General features: G+C 36.5%; 25 protein-coding genes. 15 read left to right on the top strand and 10 right to left on the bottom strand.

Going from position 1 to position 24,260, the window contains the following annotated elements:
• Window positions 1-41 precede the first annotated feature (41 nt).
• The gene (locus ACSZOX_RS02720) at window positions 42-491 is read left to right on the top strand and encodes a GatB/YqeY domain-containing protein (protein WP_437918215.1); all 450 of its coding nucleotides are present in this window, start codon (window positions 42-44) and stop codon (window positions 489-491) included.
• A 1-nt stretch (window position 492) separates the two neighbouring features.
• Complete coding sequence (locus ACSZOX_RS02725; RefSeq protein ID WP_437918216.1) at window positions 493-945, top strand: GNAT family N-acetyltransferase; 453 nt, start codon at window positions 493-495, stop codon at window positions 943-945.
• A 102-nt stretch (window positions 946-1,047) separates the two neighbouring features.
• On the opposite strand, the gene ACSZOX_RS02730 is transcribed toward ACSZOX_RS02725, so the two are convergent.
• Window positions 1,048-2,007 carry a GNAT family N-acyltransferase gene (locus ACSZOX_RS02730; protein ID WP_437918217.1) on the bottom strand — a complete coding sequence of 320 codons (960 nt, stop codon included), beginning with the start codon at window positions 2,005-2,007 and terminating at the stop codon, window positions 1,048-1,050.
• 3 nt (window positions 2,008-2,010) lie between these two features.
• A complete protein-coding gene (locus tag ACSZOX_RS02735) occupies window positions 2,011-2,841 on the bottom strand; it encodes a 1-acyl-sn-glycerol-3-phosphate acyltransferase (RefSeq protein WP_437918218.1) in 831 nt (276 codons plus the stop codon).
• Window positions 2,842-3,020: 179 nt separating this feature from the next.
• Between ACSZOX_RS02735 and ACSZOX_RS02740 the strand changes: the two genes are divergently transcribed.
• From ACSZOX_RS02740 to ACSZOX_RS02770, 7 genes are all read left to right on the top strand, one after another.
• Window positions 3,021-3,680, top strand: coding sequence for a CBS domain-containing protein (locus ACSZOX_RS02740; RefSeq protein ID WP_437918219.1), 660 nt, complete (start codon window positions 3,021-3,023; stop codon window positions 3,678-3,680).
• A gap of 54 nt (window positions 3,681-3,734) precedes the next feature.
• The gene (locus ACSZOX_RS02745; RefSeq protein ID WP_437918220.1) at window positions 3,735-4,628 is read left to right on the top strand and encodes an NAD kinase; all 894 of its coding nucleotides are present in this window, start codon (window positions 3,735-3,737) and stop codon (window positions 4,626-4,628) included.
• Between the two features lie 76 nt (window positions 4,629-4,704).
• Complete coding sequence (locus ACSZOX_RS02750; protein WP_437918221.1) at window positions 4,705-5,526, top strand: DUF6089 family protein; 822 nt, start codon at window positions 4,705-4,707, stop codon at window positions 5,524-5,526.
• Window positions 5,527-5,551: 25 nt separating this feature from the next.
• A complete protein-coding gene (locus ACSZOX_RS02755; protein ID WP_437918222.1) occupies window positions 5,552-6,289 on the top strand; it encodes an isoprenyl transferase in 738 nt (245 codons plus the stop codon).
• Window positions 6,290-6,408: 119 nt separating this feature from the next.
• Window positions 6,409-8,985, top strand: a complete 2,577-nt coding sequence (gene bamA, locus ACSZOX_RS02760; protein ID WP_437918223.1) for an outer membrane protein assembly factor BamA — start codon at window positions 6,409-6,411, stop codon at window positions 8,983-8,985.
• Between the two features lie 428 nt (window positions 8,986-9,413).
• On the top strand, window positions 9,414-9,947 hold the full coding sequence (locus ACSZOX_RS02765) for an OmpH family outer membrane protein (protein ID WP_437918224.1): 534 nt from the start codon (window positions 9,414-9,416) through the stop codon (window positions 9,945-9,947).
• Between the two features lie 112 nt (window positions 9,948-10,059).
• Window positions 10,060-10,644, top strand: coding sequence for an OmpH family outer membrane protein (locus ACSZOX_RS02770; RefSeq protein ID WP_437918225.1), 585 nt, complete (start codon window positions 10,060-10,062; stop codon window positions 10,642-10,644).
• 568 nt (window positions 10,645-11,212) lie between these two features.
• Here the strand turns inward: ACSZOX_RS02770 and ACSZOX_RS02775 are convergent.
• The 4 genes from ACSZOX_RS02775 to ACSZOX_RS02790 all read right to left on the bottom strand — a co-directional run bounded on the left by ACSZOX_RS02775 (window position 11,213) and on the right by ACSZOX_RS02790 (window position 14,841).
• Window positions 11,213-11,347: a hypothetical protein gene (locus ACSZOX_RS02775; protein WP_437918226.1), complete on the bottom strand. Its 135-nt coding sequence runs from the start codon at window positions 11,345-11,347 to the stop codon at window positions 11,213-11,215.
• Between the two features lie 593 nt (window positions 11,348-11,940).
• Window positions 11,941-12,606: a response regulator gene (locus ACSZOX_RS02780; RefSeq protein WP_437918227.1), complete on the bottom strand. Its 666-nt coding sequence runs from the start codon at window positions 12,604-12,606 to the stop codon at window positions 11,941-11,943.
• A 308-nt stretch (window positions 12,607-12,914) separates the two neighbouring features.
• Window positions 12,915-13,418: an N-acetyltransferase family protein gene (locus ACSZOX_RS02785; protein WP_437918228.1), complete on the bottom strand. Its 504-nt coding sequence runs from the start codon at window positions 13,416-13,418 to the stop codon at window positions 12,915-12,917.
• Between the two features lie 37 nt (window positions 13,419-13,455).
• Window positions 13,456-14,841 carry an APC family permease gene (locus tag ACSZOX_RS02790; RefSeq protein WP_437918229.1) on the bottom strand — a complete coding sequence of 462 codons (1,386 nt, stop codon included), beginning with the start codon at window positions 14,839-14,841 and terminating at the stop codon, window positions 13,456-13,458.
• A gap of 225 nt (window positions 14,842-15,066) precedes the next feature.
• On the opposite strand from ACSZOX_RS02790, the gene ACSZOX_RS02795 reads away from it, so the two are divergent.
• A complete protein-coding gene (locus ACSZOX_RS02795; protein ID WP_437918230.1) occupies window positions 15,067-15,561 on the top strand; it encodes a hypothetical protein in 495 nt (164 codons plus the stop codon).
• A 111-nt stretch (window positions 15,562-15,672) separates the two neighbouring features.
• Window positions 15,673-16,140, top strand: a complete 468-nt coding sequence (locus ACSZOX_RS02800) for a ferritin-like domain-containing protein (RefSeq protein ID WP_437918231.1) — start codon at window positions 15,673-15,675, stop codon at window positions 16,138-16,140.
• A 94-nt stretch (window positions 16,141-16,234) separates the two neighbouring features.
• On the opposite strand, the gene ACSZOX_RS02805 is transcribed toward ACSZOX_RS02800, so the two are convergent.
• Together ACSZOX_RS02805 and ACSZOX_RS02810 are read right to left on the bottom strand one after the other, a co-directional pair.
• A complete protein-coding gene (locus ACSZOX_RS02805) occupies window positions 16,235-17,497 on the bottom strand; it encodes an aminotransferase class I/II-fold pyridoxal phosphate-dependent enzyme (protein ID WP_437918232.1) in 1,263 nt (420 codons plus the stop codon).
• A gap of 670 nt (window positions 17,498-18,167) precedes the next feature.
• Window positions 18,168-18,572 (bottom strand): NUDIX hydrolase, encoded by a 405-nt coding sequence (locus ACSZOX_RS02810; RefSeq protein ID WP_437918233.1) that lies wholly within the window; start codon window positions 18,570-18,572, stop codon window positions 18,168-18,170.
• Window positions 18,573-18,757: 185 nt separating this feature from the next.
• Here ACSZOX_RS02810 and ACSZOX_RS02815 point away from each other — a divergent pair, with 185 nt between their 5' ends.
• The 4 genes from ACSZOX_RS02815 to rimK are packed head-to-tail and all read left to right on the top strand — an operon-like array spanning window position 18,758 to window position 21,914.
• Window positions 18,758-19,246: a DNA-deoxyinosine glycosylase gene (locus tag ACSZOX_RS02815; protein ID WP_437918234.1), complete on the top strand. Its 489-nt coding sequence runs from the start codon at window positions 18,758-18,760 to the stop codon at window positions 19,244-19,246.
• A gap of 58 nt (window positions 19,247-19,304) precedes the next feature.
• Window positions 19,305-20,483 carry an AIR synthase related protein gene (locus ACSZOX_RS02820; protein ID WP_437918235.1) on the top strand — a complete coding sequence of 393 codons (1,179 nt, stop codon included), beginning with the start codon at window positions 19,305-19,307 and terminating at the stop codon, window positions 20,481-20,483.
• A gap of 3 nt (window positions 20,484-20,486) precedes the next feature.
• Window positions 20,487-20,933 carry an ATP-dependent zinc protease family protein gene (locus ACSZOX_RS02825; protein WP_437918236.1) on the top strand — a complete coding sequence of 149 codons (447 nt, stop codon included), beginning with the start codon at window positions 20,487-20,489 and terminating at the stop codon, window positions 20,931-20,933.
• Between the two features lie 45 nt (window positions 20,934-20,978).
• A complete protein-coding gene (gene rimK, locus ACSZOX_RS02830) occupies window positions 20,979-21,914 on the top strand; it encodes a 30S ribosomal protein S6--L-glutamate ligase (protein WP_437918237.1) in 936 nt (311 codons plus the stop codon).
• Between the two features lie 112 nt (window positions 21,915-22,026).
• Here rimK and ACSZOX_RS02835 read toward each other — a convergent pair whose 3' ends face one another.
• Complete coding sequence (locus tag ACSZOX_RS02835) at window positions 22,027-22,701, bottom strand: response regulator transcription factor (RefSeq protein WP_437918238.1); 675 nt, start codon at window positions 22,699-22,701, stop codon at window positions 22,027-22,029.
• 6 nt (window positions 22,702-22,707) lie between these two features.
• A complete protein-coding gene (locus ACSZOX_RS02840) occupies window positions 22,708-24,201 on the bottom strand; it encodes a sensor histidine kinase (protein ID WP_437918239.1) in 1,494 nt (497 codons plus the stop codon).
• Between the last annotated feature and the right edge of the window lie 59 nt (window positions 24,202-24,260).

Genomic DNA, 24,260 nt, shown 5'->3' on the forward strand with positions numbered 1-24,260 from the left:
ATTTTTTATTAATTATTTATTACATTTTATTTTAAAACATCATGTCACTGGAACAAAAAATCAATCAAGATATTAAGGCTGCAATGATTGCAAAGGATAACAGCCGTTTACGAGGTCTTCGTGCTGTTAAGGCTGCTATTTTGTTAGCGAAAACCGAAAAAGGGCATACTGAAGAGTTAAACCAGGATGCTGAAATTAAAGTTCTTCAAAAACTCGTAAAGCAACGCAAAGAATCTGGTGAAATCTACAAACAACAGAATCGGGAAGATCTATATCAGATTGAATTAGAGGAACAACAGGTTATTGAAGAATACCTACCGAAACAATTAGATAGAAGTACTATCGAAGATATCATTAAAAATATCATTTCTGAACTTGGTGTTAACTCAGTCAAAGATATGGGAAAAGTTATGTCAGCAGCGAATCAGAAATTGGCGGGACAAGCCGACGGTAGAACAATATCGGAAGTTGTAAAATCCTTACTATCGTAAGATGGAATGCCAGTGGACTATAAAACCATTTTCCGCACTAACACCGAATGAGCTTTACGAAATACTCCAATTGCGTATTGATGTATTTATGCTGGAACAGCAGTGTTTATACCGTGAATGTGATAACAAAGACGTTCAAGCATTTCATCTATTTGGGGTATACGAGGGGAAAATCGTAGCTTATGCCCGATTATTGCCAAAGAAAATATCCTATGAAGATCTTTCTATTGGCCGGGTTGTAGTACATCCAAGTTTTAGGAAGTACGGATTAGGTAAAATTCTAATGCAAGAAGCTATATCCTATTGGCATCAGATTTTTCCAAACTCGCCGATTCGAATCAGTGGACAACTTTATCTACAGCGGTTTTATGAAGATCTAGGTTTCGAAAAAGTTAGCGAAGTTTATTTGGAAGACGATATTCCTCATATTGAAATGCTTTTAGAGCAGGAATAACAGATATCTGTTATTCCTGCTCTAAAAGCATTCTTTTATTCATTGTATTCCTCGCTGTACTAAAAGAAGGAAAGATAAGTTGGTTATATAAATTTCAACCTTTTATTTTTGAGGTTTAGTTCCAAAGACTTTGTCTCGCTCGTAGGTCACCATATGGCGTTCCTTTTTTGCAGGATAAATATCTTCGAGCGTAATCATAATTCCAGTTTCCTCAACCTCTCCAAACTCATCGTTCATGGCGGTACCAAAAGTCCGCATCGTAGGAGAAAGATTCATATAAGTATTGATTAGCGGCGGAATGTTCTCTCCGAGTTCTCTTACTTTGGTATTTAAAACTTTGTAACCATCTTTATATGGCAATCCATCAAAAATACCTCGGAAAGCTGTGATATCAGTTTTATACGTGATATTCAATTTTTCGAAGGGAACAACTAATTTTTCATTGTCTGGAAAGTAATGTTCCATAAAATAAATCAGCAGATCTCTCGCTACAGCATTGTAGTGCGGATACATCGTTACCTTACCAAAAAGATACTTAATATCCGGATTAATCATAACAAGAGCGCCAAGACCATCCCAAAGATTATCCAAAGAGAATAACCCCTTCCTATTATCAATAGCTGGTTGGAATCTCGGTTGAACCCATGATCGGCCTAACTCCAATGTGTAGGGTAAATATTCCTCTTTAAATGTTTCAGAAAACTGGAAATAATGTGCAGTGGATAAATGCAAATTCCCTTCTTTATCCAGCGCATCTTTACACTTAATCACGCGATACCCCGCAATAATCTCTTCCTCTTCTGGATTCCAAGCGATGAGTTGATCGTAATTATGTAAACTTGTGTCATTCTCATCAATATCTAGCGCTAATCCTGTGCCACCACCGGCACCACGAAACGTAAGTTCGCGCAGTCGGCCTATTTCCTTCATAATATGAGGCGCTGAATGATAATTCACTAAATAAACCTCATTATTTCCATTATTGGTATAACGTACGAAGGCTTCTTTTGTGAGCTCCGCTTTTATTAACTCTCTATCTACTGGCGCAATAATTTCTTGCATATTCTATTTCTTTTCCCCCATTTTATAAACCCGTTCTCTGACTTCGTGAGCCCACTCCCGTTCATTCTTTGATTGATCAAAATACAGATAAGGAATACGCTTCCCTATCCGAATAGTTACGGTTTGATTTCGTTGTGAAAACATCTCATCTGGCAAATATAACATCTCTAGATTTGCCTTCAGCCCTAACTTCTGTCTTAGTCTAGCTAAATTATAGAAAAAATTGGAATTTCTCCCATCGATATATACAGGTACAATATCTCTCTTATATTTTTTTGCTTTCGCAATGAAACTTTTCTTCCACTCCAGATCAGCTATTTTTCCGTTTACTTTACGAGAGACCAAACCTGCCGGAAAAATGAGCAATGCATTGTCTGATGCATAAGCCTGATCAATTGCCATAATACCACTTTTAGCTTGATTTCCAACTTTATTTACAGGAATAAAAAGTGGTTCTAGATTTTTGATATTCATCAAAATATCGTTGACTAGAAATTTTACATCTCGGCGATATTTACCAATAGCATGCATAATAGCTATACCATCTAAACCTCCTAATGGATGATTAGATGCAAAAATAACACTATCGTCTACTGGTATATTTTCTTCCCCTTCTAAAACAACGTTCACCCCAAGCTCATTTATCAAATCATCGACAAAATCGAGACCATACTGATCTCTAAATTTTGTCATAATATAATTTATATCATCTTCATGAATTACGCGCTCGAGATAGCTGATGATCGGTCTAGGAATCCATCTAGCCAATTTTGGACTTTTTTTATGAATGACTTCACGTACTTGTATAAACTTTACGCTTTCTTCTTCGACCATTTGCTTTTATTAATACGCCTTAATTATAATAATTGACAGCGCAAAATTAATGAAAATATATTTTAATGATGTAAAAAGTTATTTACATGTAAATCGTGTCTGGTATAATAGATTATTCTTACATTAGCATATCTTAAACGTTTATTGGTTTGGAATGTTTACTATAAAACAGGAGCATCATGTATATAGGTGAAATTCTATCAAAAAAATATCTGGAGGTCAAGCCCGATGATACAGTTTCATTGGCGTTAGACAAAGTGAATGAATTTCACATCTCTATGCTTCCTGTCGTACACGAAAACGACTACTTAGGTTTAGTCACAGAGGATCAACTTTTAGCGCATGAAGAACATCAATTGCTCCGTGAGCTTTCTGTTTCTTTTCGTTTCCTTTATTTGTATGAATACCAACACATATATGATGCTTTGCAATTTGTTAGTATCCACAAGCTAGAGCCAATTCCCATTTTAGATAAAGAGAACAGGTACCTCGGTACGCTCTCGTCTTCAGAAATCCTTTCAGCACTAAATGATACACTTGGGAACATGCATCTAGGTGCAATTATCGTCTTAGAATTAGGCCGAAATGATATATCGTTCTCCCATCTCGCACATTTATTCGAATCGGAGAATGTACGCATAATAAGTACAGCGATTCGTGATATTCCGGATACGACAAAAATTGAGATTACGATCAAGGTGGACAAACAAAATATTTCAGCCTTGGTTGCTTCGCTTTGGCGATTTGATTATGTTGTGAAAGCTACCTTTAATGATGGCAGTCAGGATTCCGACATTAAAGAACGTTACGACATTCTAATGAATTACTTAAATCTATAAGTTTCTATCATTTTTTAGCATCTTTGCAAAAGAATATTATCAAAACACCCTCTCATGCAAAGAAAATCCATAGCGATATATGGACGGGCTTTTAATTCATCTGTTGTCCCTTATGTGCAGCAACTCTTTTCTTATTTAAAGGAAAAAGATGTACTCACCTACATACACTCGGACTTCTATGACTTCCTGAAATTACAATTTGATTGTCCTGATGATTGTTTACTTTATTATAACCACCAGGATCTGCCAAACGACATTTTATTTTTGCTCAGTTTAGGAGGAGATGGGACAATGTTATCTGCGGTTTCACAGGTTCGGGACTCCGGAATTCCTATTGCAGGAATTAATTTCGGTCGCCTTGGCTTCTTGGCCTCTATTCATAAGACGCAAATATCGCAAGCATTAGACGCGATATTTAACGGGGAATATACTTTGCAGGCTCGTGATGTACTACAAGTCAATGGCTCAGACCGTAAAATTTTTGGACAAGACAACTTCGCCCTAAATGATATTACAGTTTTTCGACACGATACATCGTCGATGATTACAATCAATGCAACGTTAAATGGGGAACTCTTGAATTCCTATTGGGCAGATGGACTTATTATAGCAACTCCAACAGGATCTACAGCCTATTCCCTCAGTTGTGGCGGCCCTATTATTATGCCAGGCAGTGGTAACTTTGTCATCACCCCTATTTCTCCACACAACTTAAACGTTCGGCCGATTATCATCTCTGCAGAAAGTGAATTGGAACTCGAGATAGAAAGTAGAACCGATAAATATATTTTAAGTTGCGATTCAAAGAGTGAGACACTCGATACGCATACCAAATTGTCTATCCGTAGAGCGCCGTTCCGTATTCATTTAATTCGCTTGGCATCTGATAGTTTTTTCAGTACACTTCGAGAAAAATTACTATGGGGCTTGGACGTCAGAAACTATTAAACACTATTTTTAACACAATTAAATTGCCCTTATTCTACTAAAAGAATTATATTTACAGCCAAAAAAGAACCCAAAATTGAAACATTTAGTCTATATACTCATTGTCGTTCTTTGGAGTCGATTTCCTATTGCCCAGGCGCAACAATGGGAAATCGGGGGCAATGTGGGGACAACAGGTTTCATGGGCGATATTAATCCTAATAATCCTTTTTATTTTAAAAGCATCGGCGCTGGCATTCATGTTGTTCACAATTTCAATCCGACATGGGGTGTACAAGCTTCTTATCAGTACGCACATCTAACGGGATCGGATTTGGACGATACTGATGACTACAGAAGACAACGAGGTCAAATGTTCAACAATCATGTTAGCGAGCTTTCGGTAAGAGCTAATTTTAATTTTTTCCGTTTCATTGCAGGTCGTAACGTAAATAAGTATACACCTTATTTATTCGCGGGGATCGCAGGTATCAAGCACAACCCTTATGCCTTTACAGAAAACGGCACCAAGCATTCCCTTGAAGACCTTCAATTACAAGAGGATAATACCGTTAAAAAATTCGCTTTTGCTATTCCATTTGGTGTTGGCTTCAAATACAATGTTAGAGGTCCGTGGTCTATAGGCGCTGAACTAGGCTACCGCATTGCACTGAATGACAACTTAGATAATATAGCTAATAATTATCCCTATGCGGATCAATATCCAATTAATTATCAAAATACGTACAAGGAACTAACAGAAGAGTGGTGGAAATCAATAGCTTTTCCGAGTGTAGAATCTGTGAGTGATTACGAAGGCAAACCAAAAGGCAACGGTAGGCCTCACGATGGTTACATGCTTGCGGGCATAACTGTAACGTTTACTTTCATCAGCAAAAAATGCTATTGGTGGAATTAATATTAAAACAAGGTTTTTGACAAAAATGAGCTTCGAGGAAAAAATAAATAAAAAGAATCTTCCAAAACATGTAGCTATCATTATGGATGGCAATGGAAGGTGGGCAAAAGGGATAGGAAAATTGCGAATTTTCGGCCATCAAAATGGCGTGTCTGCAGTAAGGGAGGCCATGGAAGGTTGCGTAAAAATTGGAATTCCATATCTAACATTGTATGCTTTTTCTTCGGAGAATTGGAATCGTCCAAAGTTAGAGGTACAAGCACTCATGGAACTTTTAGTAAACACCCTCGCAAAAGAAACGGCAACATTTATGAAAAATGGTGTACGTTTAAATACAATTGGCAACCTTCAAGATTTACCCAAAAATTGCCAATCTAAACTAGCCGACACTATCGAACTAACGAAAGATAATAATACATGTGTATTAACCTTAGCACTCAGCTATGGGTCGCGAGCAGAGATCGTAGAGGCTACGAAAGCCATCGTTCGAAAAGTTATAGATGGTGAAATATCTGTAGACGACATCAACGAAAGTTTAATCAGTGAAAATCTATTTACTGCAGGGATACCTGATCCTGACCTGATGATTCGAACAAGTGGTGAACAGCGGATTAGTAATTATTTACTTTATCAAATGGCTTACACTGAATTTTGCTTTTTAGATAAAATGTGGCCTGAATTTACCAGAGAAGATTTATTTGAAACGATCTATAATTACCAACAAAGAGAGCGACGGTTTGGTAAAACGAGTGAACAATTATAAGTTTTACTTACCTTTACAGCAATAATTAACGTCTGATTAATACCTTGGCTATTAATTATTTTCTTTTAACAAAAATTAACAACAGATTGGTGTACTTTAGCACCGAGAAAAAAGAATAAATGAAGCGCATACTATATCTAATAACATTTACTGTACTTCTTGGAGGACAACAATTAATCGCTCAAATTCGTGGCAACAATCCTATAAATTTGAACGATCCTGATGAAATTACTTACCTAGCACCGAAAAATTATGTTATTGGAGCAGTACGTGTTTCGGGCACACAATATTTAGATAGTGATGTCCTTATCACGATATCGAAACTCGTGGTTGGTCAGTACTTAGAAGTACCCAGTGAAGCTACTGCAAACGTAGTGAAGACGCTTATGTCTCAAAATCTTTTTGACGATGTTCAACTTTATGCGGAGCGCATCGAAGGAGACAATATTTTTCTTGAAATCCGCGTACAGGAACGACCTCGTCTTACCAGAATTGATATCAATGGTCTGAAAAAAGGAGAAACTGATGAAATTAGAAAACGTCTGAACACAAATTCTGGAAAAATTGTCAACGAAAACCTAATCAAGACCACTCAAGCAACTATACAGAAATTTCTACGAGAAAAATCGTATCTATATCCTGAAATTAAAATATCTACGGAAAAAGATACTGCACAGGCTAACAATGAGATCGTTATTGTAGATGTGAACAAAAATAAGAAAATTAAGGTTCATCAAGTTCATTTTGATGGGCAGGATGCCTTCAGCAACAAACAATTGCGAAAATTCTTGAAAGGTGTTAAACCTCGTCGCTGGTATAGAGTGTTTGGTCCTGGAAAATTCAAAGACGACAAGTATAAAGAGGCTAAGGAGAATCTTGTTGCAAAAATGCAAGATAAGGGATACCGAGATGCTCAAATCTTATCCGATAGTGTGGTAAGATATGACAATAATGAAGTGGATGTATACCTAAACTTGTACGAAGGGCCTCGTTATTATGTTGGAAATATAGAATGGTCAGGAAATTCTAAATTTTCAGATTCGGTATTAAATATCATTTTAGGTATTGAGAAAGGCAATATTTATAGTGAAGAAAAGCTAAACACCAAGTTATCCGGACCTACAAGAAATAGTGATGATATTAGCGCTTTATATCAAAACGATGGATATCTCACTTTCGGAATTCAACCTATCATCAAAAAGATCTATAATGACACGATAGATATTGAAATCGTTGTTAGTGAAGGAAAGCAGTTTACAATTAACAATGTTATTGTCAAAGGAAATGATGTAACTAACGATAAAGTTGTTCTTCGCTCGATTTACACTAAACCTGGGCAGAAGTTCTCTAGAGAGATGTTGATGCGTAGTGTACGTGAGATTTCCCAACTGGGTATGTTTGATGAACAAAAAGTAAATCCAGTTCCTACAAATTTAAATTACGAAGAAGGAACAACAGATATCGAATACACGGTGGCAGAGAAACCTTCTGATCAAGTTGAACTATCTGGGGGATATGGTGCTGGCCAAGTGATTGGAACACTTGGTCTAACTTTCAATAACTTTTCTACTAGCAATTTATTCAATAGAGATGCCTGGAAACCACTTCCTAGAGGTGACGGCCAAAAATTAAGTGTACGTGGACAAACCTCAGGAAAACGTTACCAATCCTATAGTTTCTCATTCTCAGAACCTTGGCTGGGAGGTAAAAAGCCTATCTACTTTGGATTAAGTGCTTATACCTCGAGCTCTTCTTATGGCGGTTTCAACTATTACACAGGACAACAGCTTGTGAGTGATTCGGAATTAAATCGTATATGGATGACGGGAGTTACAGCAACATTAGGTAAACGTCTTCAGTGGCCGGATAACTATTTTCAAGTCAACACATCGCTATCGTTCCAACGTTATAAGCTACAGAATTATGGGAATTATTTTCTATTCTCAGATGGAACGGCCTATAACATCAACCTAACGCAAGAAATCAGTAGAAACTCGGTAGATGCCCCTATATATCCTACATCGGGTTCGCATATTCGTTTGACGATACAGTTAACTCCTCCATATTCTTCTTGGAACAATATTGACTATGCTACCGCAGCTGATAATGTTAAATACAAATGGACAGAATATCACAAATGGAAATTTGATAGCCAATGGTATACAAAAATTGCAGGAAAGCTCGTATTGAAAACCCAAGCTCAATTTGGTTACCTAGGAAATTATACAGACAAAACACCTACTTCTACATTTGAACGTTTCAAGCTAGGGGGAGATGGTATGCAAGGATTTGACTTCCTTCAAGGCTCAGAAATTATTGCTATGCGCGGTTATGCCAACGGAACAATCATACCAGAATCTACAGGAAATGGTTACGCTAACATAGCAATCAACTCGGGTAGCCCAATATATGCTAAATATCAAATGGAGCTAAGACATCCTGTTATGTTAAATGATCAGGCGACAGTATTCGTTTTGGCGTTTGCGGAAGCAGGAAATACATGGAATAAATTTAGCGAAGTGAATCCTTTAAAAATGCGCAGATCTGCTGGTGTTGGAGCACGTATTTTCTTACCTATATTCGGTATGTTGGGTATAGACTATGGACATGCATTCGATCCTATACCAGGTCTACAATCGAGTCAATGGAAACAGAACTTCACGTTTAGTATACTTCAAAATATGGGAGGCTTCTAGAATCCGAATGCTCCAAAGACTAACCGAAAATCCCTTGTCAATAGAAAATGGCAAGGGATTTTTGATTTATTCTCCATTCATAAAATGAAAAACAAAAGGAAGAAAATCTCACGGAATCGAGATTGTCTCTTCTCTCACCTTTTATAGAGTAGTTAAATTATGTTAAACAAGCAAATACAAGCTATATTTGTCCGTTTTTTGCTATTTTTGCCAATAGAAAGAGCTTCAATTTGTTAGCTTATTGTTTTGGAGTATTAAACTTTTTAAAACTAAAATTGTCTTAAAATTTGAAAGAGAAAAGTAGCAATTCAACTGAATTAATCGTTTCTTTGATAATACAAAGTAGCTATCAAAAATGAATATCTGTAATAAGATTAATTCATTAATAAGTAAACAAATAGAAGTAAATTCGAGAAAATTATACACGTATGAAAAAAATAGTTTTAATCATAGCCTTTATTGCTTTTTCCGTAAGCGCGAGTTTTGCTCAACGTTTAGCATACGTTGATTCAGAATACATCCTGAAACACATTCCAGAATATGTTTCTGCGCAAAAGCATTTGGATGATCTTTCCACAAACTGGCAAGAAGAGGTCGACAAACAATATGGTGAAATAGAACAGTTGTATAAGGCGTATCAAAATGATCAAGTTTTATTAAATGATGACATGCGTAAACGTAGAGAAGATGAGATTGTCAATAAAGAGAAACAGGTAAAGGAATTTCAACGTCTTAAATTCGGTTATGAAGGCGAACTATACAAAGAACGGATTAGATTGGTTAAACCTATTCAAGATCGCGTAGCAAAGGCAATACAAGATGTAGCTACAAATCAGGGACTAGATCTTATTTTAGATAAAGGAAGTGAGGTAACGTTCTTATTCGCTAATCCCAAACTTGATAAAAGTAATGATATCATTACAAAATTAGGTTTCAAACCAGATCCTAGCTTGGCAAACTAATTTTTTTGTTTATACTTGTCTAAATAATAGAAAAAAATTAATTATTAACATTATTTTATAAAAAACAAAAACCGTATTACCTCCTTCGGAGCACTGATACAAAATGATTAAAATGGAAAGAATGAAAAATTTATTTAGAAGTGTAGCTTTAGTGGCGGTGGTGTTTTTGAGCTCACAATATGTGAATGCTCAACAGAAAATTGGTCATATCAATGCTGACGATGTCTTTCAAATGACACCGGAGTTCAAAACAGCAAATGATCAATTGAAAACTTTAAATGATACCAAAACAAAAGAATTGCAAGGGATGTATGAGGAGTATCAGAAGAAACAAAACGATGCAAATGAAAAATTAAGAAATCGTAGTGAAGCGAACAAAACTGCAGTTGATGCAGAATTGCAAACCTTAGGTCAAGAACTTCAAAATATCGAACAACGTATTCAAGAAGTTCAACGTGTGGCTCAAGAAGAACTGGGTAAAAAACAACAAGAGTTATTGGCTCCTATCCAGACTAAAGTAATGAATGCAATCAATGCTGTAGCGAAAGAAAAAGGCTATGCTTATGTCCTTGACACATCAAATGGTAGTGTTATTTATTTCCAAGGTGGAGAGGATATTTCAGCTGAAGTAAAAAGCAAATTAGGAATTCCTGCAAATGCTGTACCAGCGACACCTGCAGTTCCAGCAACAAAGTAATAAGAAAAGAATAGATCATAAAAAGAGGAAGTAAAGTAAATACTTCCTCTTTTTATTTAGCAGTATTTAATAACTAGAAAATCTTAGTGGAAATTAGAATTTGAAATTTATTCACAAAATTCCTCACTAGCTATCCGAACAGTACAAACTAAAAAAACAGACCCTCATAAAGAAATTTTGACCCGATTTGACCCAATCGGACCCTTTCTGGCCTGTCTCCTGCCAGAAACAACAAAAAATCCCCCATAACCGACATTAAGTCTGAAGCAACCCGATGTACGTTTGTCTCAACCGCATATGAGTCTATCACAAACGTGACTGCTTTTGTCGCAAACTAGAATGAGTTTATCACAAACGTAACCAAGTCTGTCGCAGAAGCAATCAAGTTTGTCGTCAACTTGCATCTGACACCCCAACCGCATATCAATCTGTAACAACCGCGATTGCTTTTGTCACAAACGCAACCAAAGTTGTCACAAACTCAACCAAGTCTACCACAAACGCATTCAAGTTTATCACAAACTAGGTTCCGGTTACGACAGACTTACATCAGGTTATGACAAATTTTTCAGCTTCTGCCCTTATTTCGGCTCTCTTCCATAGCCTTCAGAAGGTCCTCTTCGACGTAAAAATCCGTCTCGTTCAAGTTCATGGGATCGTGCAATCCCGAGCGGACCTTCCAATTATACTTGCTTTCGCTCATACACAATTTTTCAATCACTTTCTGATTTGTCCATAGCGTTCTATCTTCGAGAGGCAAGAGTCTTCTCCCATAAGATGACCAACTATCCTTCAGCAACTTGAAGATCTTATCCAGTACAATGAAAATATACTACATTCCTATTTTCATAGCATCAATTGGTCTGCATAGTTTCATAGCTCTATTTTAAGAGCAAAACATCGATCACCTTAAATCGTATATTTCTATTCTGTTTATTCTACAAAAGTTTTATACATGACACCGAAATTCGAAAAAAATATGTGGTAGCCCCACAAGAAGAAGAGGCTACCGAAGTAGCCTCTGGCACGTTCATAATTAAGTTAATACGTGAACACTGGATCTTTTAGTACGAATAGTGGGTAGCATCAACATTTTTGCCACTAATCGTTATAAACATTTTTCTGTCTTTTATATATTAGTATGGACTACGCAAAGAATTTTAAATAAGTTCGAATACATGCTTAGAAAAGATACCTAATACCTCAGTCCATTTTTTACATTTCCCCAAAGATATAGATACTAAAAAGGTATTATTTACGGGAACCCGTAAAACAGAAAATAATTGGCAACAAAGCTTAAATTAAACCAATATCTTTACAATAAGCGATAAGCTGTTCATTTTTAGAAAACTCTAAAACTTCACGCATAAGGTTAAGCCGTTTTTCGATACTACTCAAACCAGAAGGCTTGATCTGTTTTTGCTGTAAATAGAAGGGTATATTTTTTTGAGGGATTCCTTGTGCGAGTAAAGCGATAATATGAAGATCTAGCGTGGTGAATTCGTGGATATTTTTATCACGCGCATGTTCTTTGATTTCTGGCGATTGATATATTTTATTCTTATACACAGCATGTAATGCCTCGTTAAGATATTGTGCATCGCGACGGGCTTTGCGGACGTAACCATCAATAGACTGTTCCCTAAATAGATCGTCAATTACCCCTACACGACTTTCCGCGGATAACACAATAACTTTGATATCTTCCTGCACAGCTCTCACTGCCTTGACCAATTCGACACCATCTGCAATATTTTGTGGAATATGATCATCTTCAAATATTAAATCAGTAATAAGCAGCTCATAAGGATCGCCATCTCGAAGCGCATTTTTTATCCAATTTAAGGCATGATCACAGTAATAGACGTATTTCGCATCTTGAATACCCAAATCTTGTAATGTTTTTTGAACAGAAATATTTGCGATTTCATGATCTTCAGCAATGAGAACTTTTTTAAACATAAGAATTTGTATTTTAATACAGAATGGAAAGTCATAATACCAAGTGTTAGCCCTTTTCCTAATTCAGTACAAATGTACTATACCTTACTAGAAATCCATACGGTTTTCCGTATTCTATAGTGTTATTGTTATACGGGATTGCTATGACAGATTTTACTTCATTTTAAATTCGCATCTAAACAGGCACAGCAATTTTATTTATCTGCATTCCCTCAGAAGCGCCCAATATACCATCACACCTGAAATCTTAAACTTGTGTATTCAGACTACATGATCAGTTAGCTTCGAATTGTATCCACTCGTCAAACTTATAAAACCTTTTCAAAAGCTTGTCGGGAACTACCTCTAAAATAGACTTCGCCACAATAGCTGTATCCCGATTTTTCGAAGATTTTTAACATCGCCTGATTATCAAAATTGGTATCAGCTCGAACACTAACAATACCATTATCTATCGCAAATTGTTCGATGAGCTGCAATAAAATTTTCGACAAACCTTTTCCGACATACTCTTTTCCAAAAGCCACTCTATGGAATACCAAAAAGTCTCCATCGGTTAACCATTTACCATTTATTTCTTCATATGCTGGCTCGTCGTTAAAAATTAGAGCACAATATCCAGCGATCTCCTCCCCATCCACCAATACAAATCCCACTTTATTTTCAATATCCTGAGCAACAACGGTAGGGTTGGGATATCCATCCTGCCATTGTGTACTGCCTTCTTCCTTTCTTTTAGAAATTGCATAGCTTAATACATCCCATATTTGGGGTATTTCTAGCTGTTCAGCATGTCTTAGCGTATATCTCATATCACATCTAAGATAGATAAATTGAGAGATTAGTTCTCTAATTTTTATCTTTTCTGTTAATAATAAAATACAAAGGAATTCCTAATAATATTAATATAAAACCAGGCCACGTATATTGGGGCTTATAAATCATCAATAACAGGCAAAATGTACCTCCAATTAATACATAAATAATAATCGGTATCGGGTATAAAAAAGTTTTATAAGGACGATCGATGAGCGGCTTACGCCAGCGTTGATAAACCACGCCCAAAACTGTGATCATATAGAATATGACGATAACAAAAGAAACCATATCTAACAGATTTCCATATTGTCCACTTAAGCATAATAACGAAGCCCAAATTCCTTGTAACCATAACGACTTCGCTGGAACTGCATATTTATTATTGGGGATAGCTTGCTTGAGAAAGAGCTTGTCTTTCGCCATCGTCTGAAAAACTCGCGCTCCAGATAGAACGAGCCCGTTCACGCAACCGAATGTGGAAATCATAACTAAAATGGCCATAACAATTGTCCCTGTATGTCCTAATAACTTTTCTGCGGACGCAATTGCTACCCTATCGTTTGCCGCAAAAGCAATCTCATCACGATTCAATGTACTTAGATAAACATAATTACAGAATAAATAAAGTAGCATAACAAGTGTGGTTCCAATGACCATTGCACGCACAATATTTCGCTGTGGATTTTCGACCTCTCCTGATATAAAAGTTACGTTCTCCCATGCGACACTACTAAAAATTGATCCTACCATTGCCGCTGCAATCCCTCCCAAAAGCACATTACCCGATATTTCATTCCAACTTTTACCATCGAGATTCTGAAAAGAAGACCATCCTACACGCATATTATCTGCAAAGAAATTCTCACGCACAAAATAAATACCACCAATAACAAGAACCACAAGTGCAATTATTTTCGCTGCCGTAAAAATTGACTGTACAACTTTTCCTGATTGCAATCCTCTCGTATTAATGGCTGTCAATGCGAGAATAACTCCTATCGCCACAATTTGCATCCAAGTGATCATAAAATTCCCTTGTTGATATAAGGGTGATGCATTATTCAATGCTGGAAAAATATATGCTGTAAATTTTCCAAAAGCCACTGCTACTGCTGCAATTGTCCCTGTTTGAATAACTGTAAATAAGCTCCACCCGTACAAAAAACCTGTCATCTTACCAAATGTTTCCGTGAGATAAGCATATTGTCCCCCCGCACGTGGATACATAGAGGCCAGCTCTCCATAGCAAATTGCTGCGGAGACTGTTGCTAAGGTGGTCAATAACCAAACAAAAATAAGCCAATATCCAGATCCCAATTGTCGCATCATATCTGAACTGACGATAAAAATCCCACTTCCAATCATCGATCCCATAACAATCATGATTGCATCCCAAAGTTTTAGTTTTTGTTTCATATATTCAGGTACATTGTTTCTCAAACCTACAAATATTCAAAGAAAATACATTAAGATATCTCTATTTTCCTTTCTTTTAGGTATACAGTCATAAATATTCAACCCTCTTGCCCACAAAACATTACCAATATAGCATTAGAACTAAATATGTCTACAACTAAATATTCGTATTTTCCTAAAAACTTTTGGTGAAACCATACGTTAAATTAAGATACAATTCATGATATGATGCAGTCACTCGTTTTAGTAGGCCTATTAGCAATGAATACCATATTGGTATCGCTTAATATAGATGATTTTCGGAAAGCATATCCCCTTGCTGTGGAAAATGCCAACACCTGTGAGCAAGAAATTAAACGTATAAAAGACATAAAGCCAACCAAACCGTTGGAACAAGCCTATATTGGTGCACTGTATGCTGTATGGGCGGGACATCTAACTTCTCCTCTAGAGAAATTAAACGCTTTCAAGAAAGGAAAGAACATGCTTGAAGAAGCCATAAAAACTGGAAATCAAGACGCTGAAATCCATTTTTTACGACTTACTATACAGCAGAATGCACCGGCTATATTAGGTTATAACGACAACAAGAAACAAGACATCGAGATTGTCATTAAAAAATTTGACACATTAAACTCTCCCTTGTTAAAAAATAACATAAAGCAATTCTTTTCTCAAAACAACCTACTATCGGCTCAACAAAAGAAAGTGTTAGAATAGGAAATTTCTACTTTTTGTTTTTAAGTATTTATCCATTTAATTCATCAATTAGTACCTTTTATGTAAATCAATACAACAAATGACATCCATGATTGTGCTTCTCATAAAAAGATGGCTATGGACACAACAATAGAAAAGAACACCGAATTACTTAATGATTTAATAGAAGTTAATAACGATAGAATTGAAGGTTACGCAAAGGCAATAGATTTAATTGATGCAAGTAAGGATGCTGATATAATTTCGCTTTTTGAAAGATTTCGACAACAATCTCGGCAATTTAAATCTGCTCTTGCTCCCTTAATTACTAGAGAAGGAGGAACACCCACGGAGGGAACCAGAACAATGGGCAAACTATACCGAATGTGGATGGATATAAAAATTAACATCACGGGTCATGACAGAAAAAGCATCTTAGAATCCTGCGAAAAGGGAGAAGATATCTTTAAGAATGTATACGATAAAGTATGGGAAAATATCGATGAAATAGACCCACAGATATTATCGATAGTAAAAAGCCAAGCGGATCAACAACTACAAGCGCATAATGAAATAAAAGCGCTTCGCGATGAAGCATAAACTATCTAAGCAGAAAAAACACCGAAAATCGATAGGTATTAATCCAAATTTCGGTGTTTTTTGTTGATATTTCGTTTATTCTTTCTCTATAAGATTAGTGAACAATTTTACGGTTCAATACGCTAGGATATTTTTTGGTAACATGTTCGATAATATTAAGCGTTTTATCCAACTGTTCTTTCGTATGCAGTGCAGAAAGACTCATGCGTATGCGGGCGTCTTTTTTTGAGACAGCTGGGTAAGTTATCGGATTTGCATAAATTTGTTGCTCAAATAATGCACTATTAATTTCGAGTGTCACGGTCGGATCGCCAAATTTCAATGGAACGATTGCCGACTCAGTATTACCGATCTCTAGTCCTATATCTCGAAGTTTCTCTTTAAAATAGAGCATATTTTGATTTAAACGATACTGCCATATAGGTTCCTCGTCGATCAATTCTATTGCTTTGATCAACCCCAATGTCGTAGCGCCCGCAGTTGCTGAAAAAATTTGCTGTCGCGAATGAAATTTAAGAAATGAGGCGTTGTTTTCATCACAAACAACATATCCCCCAATGCCGCCAAAGGTTTTACTAAAAGTTCCTGTAATGAAATCCACATCTTTAATTAACCCCGTTACCTCTAGTGCACCGCGGCCTGTTTTGCCCAAAACCCCAACCCCATGTGCATCATCAACCATTATATAGGCATCATGCGCTTTGGCTAAACTAATAATCTGACTTAAAGGAGCTATATCGCCATCCTGTGAATATACACCGTCCACAATAATCATCCGAGTCCGATACATACCGTTTGTATTTTGTAGAATTCTTTCCAAACTCTCGATGTCATTATGCATGAATGTTTTTTTGTTCGTCAATATACAACCTTCATGAACACTGGCATGAACAGCCATATCAACGATAGCTAAATCATCTTTTTGTAACAGACATTGCAATGAGGAACTATTTGCAGTATATCCCGTGGTGAAAATAACAGAACTGTTTTCTTCCCTTCCAAAAAATGCGGCAATCTTTCTTTCCAGAAGACGATGATAGTCAAAAAAACCACCAATTAACGGTGAGGCTCCCGCACCGGTCCCATATTTCTCAATACCCGCAATAGCACTAGCTTTTACTGCAGGATGTTGGGTAAATCCTAAATAGTCATTAGACACAAAACTTATAAAAGCCTCTGATTGTTCACCTTGCAGAAACATCTCAGAATTGCAGCCACTTTCTCCAATAATTCGGTATTGCTGATTATTATCAACATTGATATAACGTAAATAGTCTTTGAAAAATTTGGATCTTTCAGAAATTTTCATGCCTGGCATGTCCTCAAAATCCTTAATGGAAAGTTTGTCGAAATTCATAATTTTACCTAATATTTGATTAAAAAATAACACAATAGTCAACGATACCACAGGTACATCTAAATTTATTATTTTTCTTTGGAAATACTTATTTTTTTTCAAACTTCCTTAAATTTTTATTGCAATAGCTATGCTTGTATCTTATTTCAAGCTATATAAAGAATGATTATTATCGGAATTGCAATAGTAATTCTGACACTTTTTACGCTGTTTTTTCTATTTCATTTTCTTGCTCCTCAGGCATTTCTTATCTCATTGTTCAATGAGTCCTTTTTTATTATACGATCCTTCAATATATCTAAACACACATAATTTAATTAGCACATGACGAAGCTTGCAGAGCCACATAGCACAACTAATTATTTTGTAAAACCATACATAATAGACAGATTTATTAACGATATATAGAATCCATATGAGCGGAGTTTTCCATCTTTCGAGGATCCGTCTCATCTATCTTTTTATAACCGCTTTGTGCAAAGAAAATAGGAGACTATATCGACAGACAGATAAAACCACTCCTCATCAAAAAGCGTTAAAGAAGAGCTAAATAGGTATTCAAATACGGATTGGATAATAAGCTAAATATCAAACTCATTCAATTTTGTCATCTAATTACATAAAAGGTGATAAAGTCGTCTAGGGCCTCAAACGCTCTGCAAAGATCAAATCAAAGTGCTAACCAATGAGGTATTGTGAATTCGCGCAACAGATTTGCCAATATATATTCTGTGTAATTATCTTTAGTAAGCCATAGAAGAGATTCTATCTCCGCTTGAGGAGCTAAAGTAGTGGGATCTCCTTCAAATAAAACTTGAAAAACATGTCCTTGTACATATGTTTCCTTTTCATTTACTGCGCAAGTCTCGTGAGTTCCCAGAAAAGTAAGGTCTGAAATAGGTATGGTAAGTGCTAATTCTTCGCCTAATTCTCTGATCAAAGCTTCCTCAGGTCGCTCGCCTTGTTCTATTTTTCCTCCAGGCATGATATGATAGATCGACTTTTTTTTCTTCACGACCAATAGCCGCTTTTCTTTATCCAATAACATAGCCGAAGCCAAACGAATGATATCCATTTTGTATTTTATAAAAACTTAATTCTCACCTTTACCAATCTCATCGGTTGGCAGAAGTATACAAACCTAATGCAAATTTAAACCAACTATGCAAAAACTTCAGCGTAAAACAATTAATTAGGATTTTGAAAGTAACATTTCTCAACAAAGCAAAACCTTAATGCAAAACTTCTATCTTTAGAACTATGTATAAAAATTCTTTTGCTCCTGTAATTCCTCTAAACAGTAAAATATTAATATTAGGTTCGCTGCCAGGCGACCGTTCCATTATAGAAAATCAATATTATGCCCATCCGCGAAACAGATTCTGGAACACGCTAGCAGCACTATTCGAAGAGCCGATACCAACAGATTATAAAAACAAAATCGACCTATTGCAACGACGCAAGATTGCAGTCTGGGATGTCTGCGCAAAAGCCCATCGAATAGGCAGTATGGACACAGCTATTGTTGAAGAAATACCCAATCAGATTAACCAGTTACTTCTAAAAGAAGATCATATAAATGCCGTTTGCTTCAATGGACAAACGGCCGAAAAATTGTATGACAAATATTTTATAAGATTACCACATCTGACTTATATTAGCCTTCCTAGTACCAGTCCAGCCAACGCAACTTTTGATCAAAATCGATTAATCGAAAAATGGAAAATAATTTTAACAGTTCTATATTAGCTACTTTTTATTTTTCAGTTATAAGAATATCATTGTGTTTGCTATTTTTGCATACAAGATGTCAGATTTAAAATACAACCAAAGAGGCGTATCCGCTGGAAAAGAGGATGTCCATAATGCTATAAAAAATATCGACAAAGGCTTATTTCCAAAAGCCTTCTGCAAAATTATTCCGGATATATTAGCAGGCGATGAATCTTGGTGTAATATTATGCACGCAGACGGTGCTGGCACAAAATCTTCTCTCGCTTACGTTTACTGGAAAGAAACTGGTGACATATCCGTTTGGAGAGGAATAGCTCAAGATGCAATCATCATGAATATCGATGATCTGCTCTGTGTTGGAGCAATTGACAACATTCTATTGTCTTCCACCATAGGAAGAAACAAAAATTTGATTCCGGGAGAGGTTATCGCAGAAATCATCAATGCAACAGAGGAGATACTGCAGGAACTCCGAGATTTAGGAATAGGTATATATTCAACCGGTGGAGAAACGGCTGATGTGGGAGATCTTGTTCGTACAATCATTGTGGATAGTACTGTTACGTGTAGAATGAAGCGTGAAGATGTCATCTCAAACCATAAAATAAAAGCGGGGAACGTTATCGTTGGACTTGCCTCTTATGGAAAAGCATCTTACGAAAAAGAATACAATGGAGGAATGGGATCTAATGGTCTAACATCTGCGAGACATGATGTATTTCATAAGTATGTTGCCGAAAAATACCCCGAAAGCTACGACCCAGCTGTCCCTTATGAGCTAGTTTTTTCAGGGAACTGCCGCCTTACAGAAGAAGTAACAGTGGAAAGTGGTGAAAAAATATCCGCTGGAAAACTTGTATTATCTCCAACACGGACGTATGCACCTGTTATAAAAGCTATTCTTGATAAATATCGTAGCCAGATTGATGGTATGGTTCATTGTTCCGGAGGTGCTCAAACAAAAGTGCTTCATTTTGTAGATGACGTTCATGTTATTAAAGACAATTTATTCCCTATCCCTACATTGTTTGAGCTCATCCAAAAGCAGTCTAATACCGATTGGAAAGAGATGTACAAGGTCTTTAATATGGGGCATCGCATGGAGCTTTATGTGCCAGAAGAAATTGCAGCTGATATTATTGCAATTTCCGAATCCTTTGGAATTCCTGCGCAGATTGTAGGGCGCGTTGAACATGCTAAAAATAAAAAGGTAACTATACATTCCCCGCAAGGCGAATTTATATATGAGTAAGTTATGGCCCTAATTAAGGAAAAACGTACCATCGGTAGGATCGAGATTGTAGATCTTCCAGAATTAGGGCTATACAATATGTATGCAAAGATTGATACCGGAGCAGAAACTTCCGTATTACATTGTGAAAATTTTGAAATTTTTGAAAAAGATGGGCATAGGTATATCCGATGCTACATTACAGGACATCCAGAAGATATTAATCCTGAGGTTCTTCACCTGACTTTTCCAATACATAGGGAAAGAGTTGTAAAGAGTTCTTTTGGTCAAGCGGAGACACGTTACATATTTTTAACGAAAATAAAATTATTCGACACATTATTTGACATTAAACTTTCTGTGAGAGATCGTTCTTCTATGTCCTACCCCATGTTATTGGGCAGAAATTTTATCAGTGGAAAGTTTCTGGTGGATGTAGCAAAAAAGCATCTAGCGAAAAACTCATTATAAAACTAATTTTCGATCCATTTGTTCATCAAATAAAAACATCTTTCAGTGAATATTGCCGTATTATCAACGAATAGAAATCTCTATTCCACCAAGCGTCTAGTTGAAGCTGCTGAAATTCGCGGACATCATTGTCAAGTAATCGACCACAGCAAATGCTACGTAGGAATACAACAAGGAAAACCTACGATACATTATAAAGGACAAGACTTATCACACATAGACGCAATTATCCCACGTATTGGTTCTTCTTTAACATTCTATGGTTCTGCCATTGTTCGTCAATTTGAGGTCATGGATGTTGTTTCTGCCAATCCAAGTCAAGCGATTACACGATCAAGGGATAAACTGCGTTGTATGCAAATCCTATCAGGAGCAGGGCTAGGATTACCTATTACAGGATTTGCACGTTCTGTCTCCGACGTAGACGATCTTATTAATATGGTAGGCGGTGCACCACTGGTTATCAAACTATTAGAGGGGACACAAGGTATTGGTGTGGTACTTGCAGAAACAAAAAAAGCAGCTTCTTCTGTGATTGAAGCGTTCTACGGCCTCGGTAATAATATTTTAATCCAAGAATATATAAAGGAAGCCAAAGGAACAGATATTCGCGCTTTTGTCGTTGATGGAAAAGTTGTAGGTGCAATGAAACGTACTGCGAAAGAGGGCGAATTTCGCTCTAACCTACATCGTGGAGGGACTGCTGAAATAGTCAAATTAACAAGAGCAGAGAAAGAAACAGCTATATCAGCTGCAAAAGCAATGGGTTTAACTGTCGCGGGGGTAGATATGCTCCCTTCATCTCGTGGACCGCTAATACTTGAGGTGAATTCTTCTCCTGGACTTGAAGGTATTGAGACTGCTACCGGAAAGGATATAGCTTGTGAAGTTATTAAGTATCTAGAAGGCCAATATGCCGTCAAGCAGGCTTCTAAACCCGTTATATTAAAACGGAAGATTAAGAAAGAGAGTAAGCTATAAAATATAGACAAGAGGTTTCAAAAAGGATTGATTCGATTTTCATCCTTTTTGAAACCAACAAGTATGTAGCCAATAGTAATTCAAATCGTACGAAAAATATATTTCGAACGACCTATTGAATTCTCATTTGATAACCAACGTGACGCACATTCACAATACTGATATCAGGGTCTTCTTTCAGATATTTCCTTAATCTTGAAACGAAAACATCTAAACTTCTTCCTGCAGACATTTGTTCACCATCCCAAAATTCAAACAAAATTTCTTTTCTAGGAATGACCGTGTTCCTCCTTTCGACAAGCCTTCTTAACAATTCACTCTCTCTAAAAGAAAGTGGGATATGTTGCTCACCAAACGAAAGAATTTGTTTCGCGGGATTTAGTACGTACTTCCCAATAACAATATGATCCGTTGGATTATATTTATTACACATTTTCACTAAGGAAATTACACGAGCAATAAGTTCTTCAATATGAAAAGGCTTTCTTAGGTAATCGTTTCCTCCTAAATCATAACCCTTAAGCACATCTGTAACAGAAGATCTTGCTGTCAGAAACAATATAGGAACCGCTTTGTCATATTCTCGAATATGTTCAGCTAAAGCAAAGCCATCCATCTTTGGCATCATAATATCTAATATGACAATATCCGGTTTAGATAGCTGAAATGATTTCCAAGCTTGCATACCATCAATGCAATGCCTAACCCTGAAACTTTTCGCTCTTAAACTATCCGCTACAATTCGGCCTAGTTTTTCTTCGTCTTCTACCAATAGAATATCTATCATTGTTATTTATTTTGGAATTGTAATAATAAATGTGCATCCTTCTCCATATTCACTCCTCAATTTCACTTTACCGCCATGTTGTTGTACAATCCGCTTTACATAGGGTAAACCTAGTCCGAATCCTTTCACTGTATATAAATCGCCACGAGGAACCCTAAAGAAGGGCTCAAATACTTGTTGGTGATAGGCCACAGGAATGCCAGTGCCATTATCAATAACACTAATCTGTATCGCATGTTTTGTTTTGTCCTCTAAGATTACTTCTATCTGGTCAGCACCATACTTTATCGCATTATCTAATAAGTTATTGATGACATTTTTCAAATGGTAAGGGTCTCCATGAACAAATAAGGAATACTCCGGTTCTTTTAAGCTAATGCATACCCCCTCTCGCGCTTTTGCTACTTGAATATGCTCAACAGACTTTCTCACAATCGTAGAAACATTTGTACTTTCCTTATTTATTAGCTTTTCTTCTGCATTCTCATCTTCTGCAATTTCCAATACCCGATCGATCATCGCGGATAAATGATCTAGTTCTTCCATCACCATTACATGATACTGTTCTTTCAACTGTTCATCGTTTGGATCAACATAATTCCGAAGAGCTTCTAGAGCAACGTATACTGTGGAAACAGGAGTTCGTAATTCGTGTGTTAAACTGTTGACAAAGGCTTTCCTCAATACATCAAGCTTATTCTGCCTAAGAATGGTAATAAAAAGATAAAAGAAAGTACCTAATACGGTAGCCAATATCAATACAGAAACAACCAATTGCCAACTCAAAGCATACCATAAGAACTGCCAGGGACGATAAAACTCGATAGAAATAAAACGTCCTTGTTCTGGATCAATTAAAAAAGGACGAATGGCAATAGTATTCTTCCCAGATGGAGGATTGAACATCTCTATAGGTATGTCTTTGGAAAAAGAAGGAAAGGTTTTAACCTCGAAAGTAAAACTTGCTTCTAAACCACTTTGTTTCATATGATTTTCAAATCTCTTCTTTACACGATTTATTGTCGTATCGTTCCAGTCTACTGCACGCATATAAGAAAGCGGAGAAAGTAATTTCGGACGCATAGGAAAACGATCATCACCTGGCATTCTTTCCCGACGGGGGCGTTCACCCCGACTAGAATCATGTTGTTGTTTAAAAGAGTCCATGCGATTAGCATGAGTTTGCCTATCATTTAGCAAAACAGAGTCTAAGATTTTTTCCAGTCGATCTGCTGAAATTTCAGGGATATCTTCTTTCCAAGCGTCTAATAAACTCTGCTTCCATGGCGTATGCACTTTTCCTTTAACACTGTCTGGTGCATTTACTTCTCTCTCCTGTCCTACTTCCTGAACTGCTTCAAAAAGTGATTGTTCTGCAATAGCAGTGAACAACCCCATTCGTTGATGATAACTACCATACAGCCAAGTTCCCAATACAATTAGAATTCCGACAGCCGCCAGAACCACAAGTAGTAATATTAATTTTAATTTATCTTTCATTTCGACAAAACGAAATTAAACATCAATTTCTTACTTCTAATTGTGCTTAACCTAGTTTA

Source organism: Sphingobacterium sp. LRF_L2 (assembly GCF_965644235.1).
In the GTDB taxonomy this organism is placed as follows: domain Bacteria; phylum Bacteroidota; class Bacteroidia; order Sphingobacteriales; family Sphingobacteriaceae; genus Sphingobacterium.

What these genes read in the sequence shown, in the direction of transcription:
- ACSZOX_RS02835 (WP_437918238.1), bottom strand. Translation starts at nt 22,701, where the DNA reads ATGATAGATATTCTATTGGTAGAAGACGAAGAAAAACTAGGCCGAATT.
- ACSZOX_RS02790 (WP_437918229.1), bottom strand. Translation starts at nt 14,841, where the DNA reads ATGAAACAAAAACTAAAACTTTGGGATGCAATCATGATTGTTATGGGA.
- ACSZOX_RS02735 (WP_437918218.1), bottom strand. Translation starts at nt 2,841, where the DNA reads ATGGTCGAAGAAGAAAGCGTAAAGTTTATACAAGTACGTGAAGTCATT.
- ACSZOX_RS02720 (WP_437918215.1), top strand. Translation starts at nt 42, where the DNA reads ATGTCACTGGAACAAAAAATCAATCAAGATATTAAGGCTGCAATGATT.
- ACSZOX_RS02785 (WP_437918228.1), bottom strand. Translation starts at nt 13,418, where the DNA reads ATGAGATATACGCTAAGACATGCTGAACAGCTAGAAATACCCCAAATA.
- ACSZOX_RS02815 (WP_437918234.1), top strand. Translation starts at nt 18,758, where the DNA reads ATGTATAAAAATTCTTTTGCTCCTGTAATTCCTCTAAACAGTAAAATA.
- ACSZOX_RS02755 (WP_437918222.1), top strand. Translation starts at nt 5,552, where the DNA reads ATGAGCTTCGAGGAAAAAATAAATAAAAAGAATCTTCCAAAACATGTA.
- ACSZOX_RS02800 (WP_437918231.1), top strand. Translation starts at nt 15,673, where the DNA reads ATGGCTATGGACACAACAATAGAAAAGAACACCGAATTACTTAATGAT.
- bamA (WP_437918223.1), top strand. Translation starts at nt 6,409, where the DNA reads ATGAAGCGCATACTATATCTAATAACATTTACTGTACTTCTTGGAGGA.
- ACSZOX_RS02820 (WP_437918235.1), top strand. Translation starts at nt 19,305, where the DNA reads ATGTCAGATTTAAAATACAACCAAAGAGGCGTATCCGCTGGAAAAGAG.
- ACSZOX_RS02740 (WP_437918219.1), top strand. Translation starts at nt 3,021, where the DNA reads ATGTATATAGGTGAAATTCTATCAAAAAAATATCTGGAGGTCAAGCCC.
- ACSZOX_RS02825 (WP_437918236.1), top strand. Translation starts at nt 20,487, where the DNA reads ATGGCCCTAATTAAGGAAAAACGTACCATCGGTAGGATCGAGATTGTA.
- ACSZOX_RS02805 (WP_437918232.1), bottom strand. Translation starts at nt 17,497, where the DNA reads ATGAATTTCGACAAACTTTCCATTAAGGATTTTGAGGACATGCCAGGC.
- ACSZOX_RS02840 (WP_437918239.1), bottom strand. Translation starts at nt 24,201, where the DNA reads ATGAAAGATAAATTAAAATTAATATTACTACTTGTGGTTCTGGCGGCT.
- ACSZOX_RS02730 (WP_437918217.1), bottom strand. Translation starts at nt 2,007, where the DNA reads ATGCAAGAAATTATTGCGCCAGTAGATAGAGAGTTAATAAAAGCGGAG.
- ACSZOX_RS02795 (WP_437918230.1), top strand. Translation starts at nt 15,067, where the DNA reads ATGATGCAGTCACTCGTTTTAGTAGGCCTATTAGCAATGAATACCATA.
- ACSZOX_RS02780 (WP_437918227.1), bottom strand. Translation starts at nt 12,606, where the DNA reads ATGTTTAAAAAAGTTCTCATTGCTGAAGATCATGAAATCGCAAATATT.
- ACSZOX_RS02770 (WP_437918225.1), top strand. Translation starts at nt 10,060, where the DNA reads ATGGAAAGAATGAAAAATTTATTTAGAAGTGTAGCTTTAGTGGCGGTG.
- ACSZOX_RS02745 (WP_437918220.1), top strand. Translation starts at nt 3,735, where the DNA reads ATGCAAAGAAAATCCATAGCGATATATGGACGGGCTTTTAATTCATCT.
- ACSZOX_RS02775 (WP_437918226.1), bottom strand. Translation starts at nt 11,347, where the DNA reads ATGAGCGAAAGCAAGTATAATTGGAAGGTCCGCTCGGGATTGCACGAT.
- ACSZOX_RS02765 (WP_437918224.1), top strand. Translation starts at nt 9,414, where the DNA reads ATGAAAAAAATAGTTTTAATCATAGCCTTTATTGCTTTTTCCGTAAGC.
- ACSZOX_RS02725 (WP_437918216.1), top strand. Translation starts at nt 493, where the DNA reads ATGGAATGCCAGTGGACTATAAAACCATTTTCCGCACTAACACCGAAT.
- ACSZOX_RS02810 (WP_437918233.1), bottom strand. Translation starts at nt 18,572, where the DNA reads ATGGATATCATTCGTTTGGCTTCGGCTATGTTATTGGATAAAGAAAAG.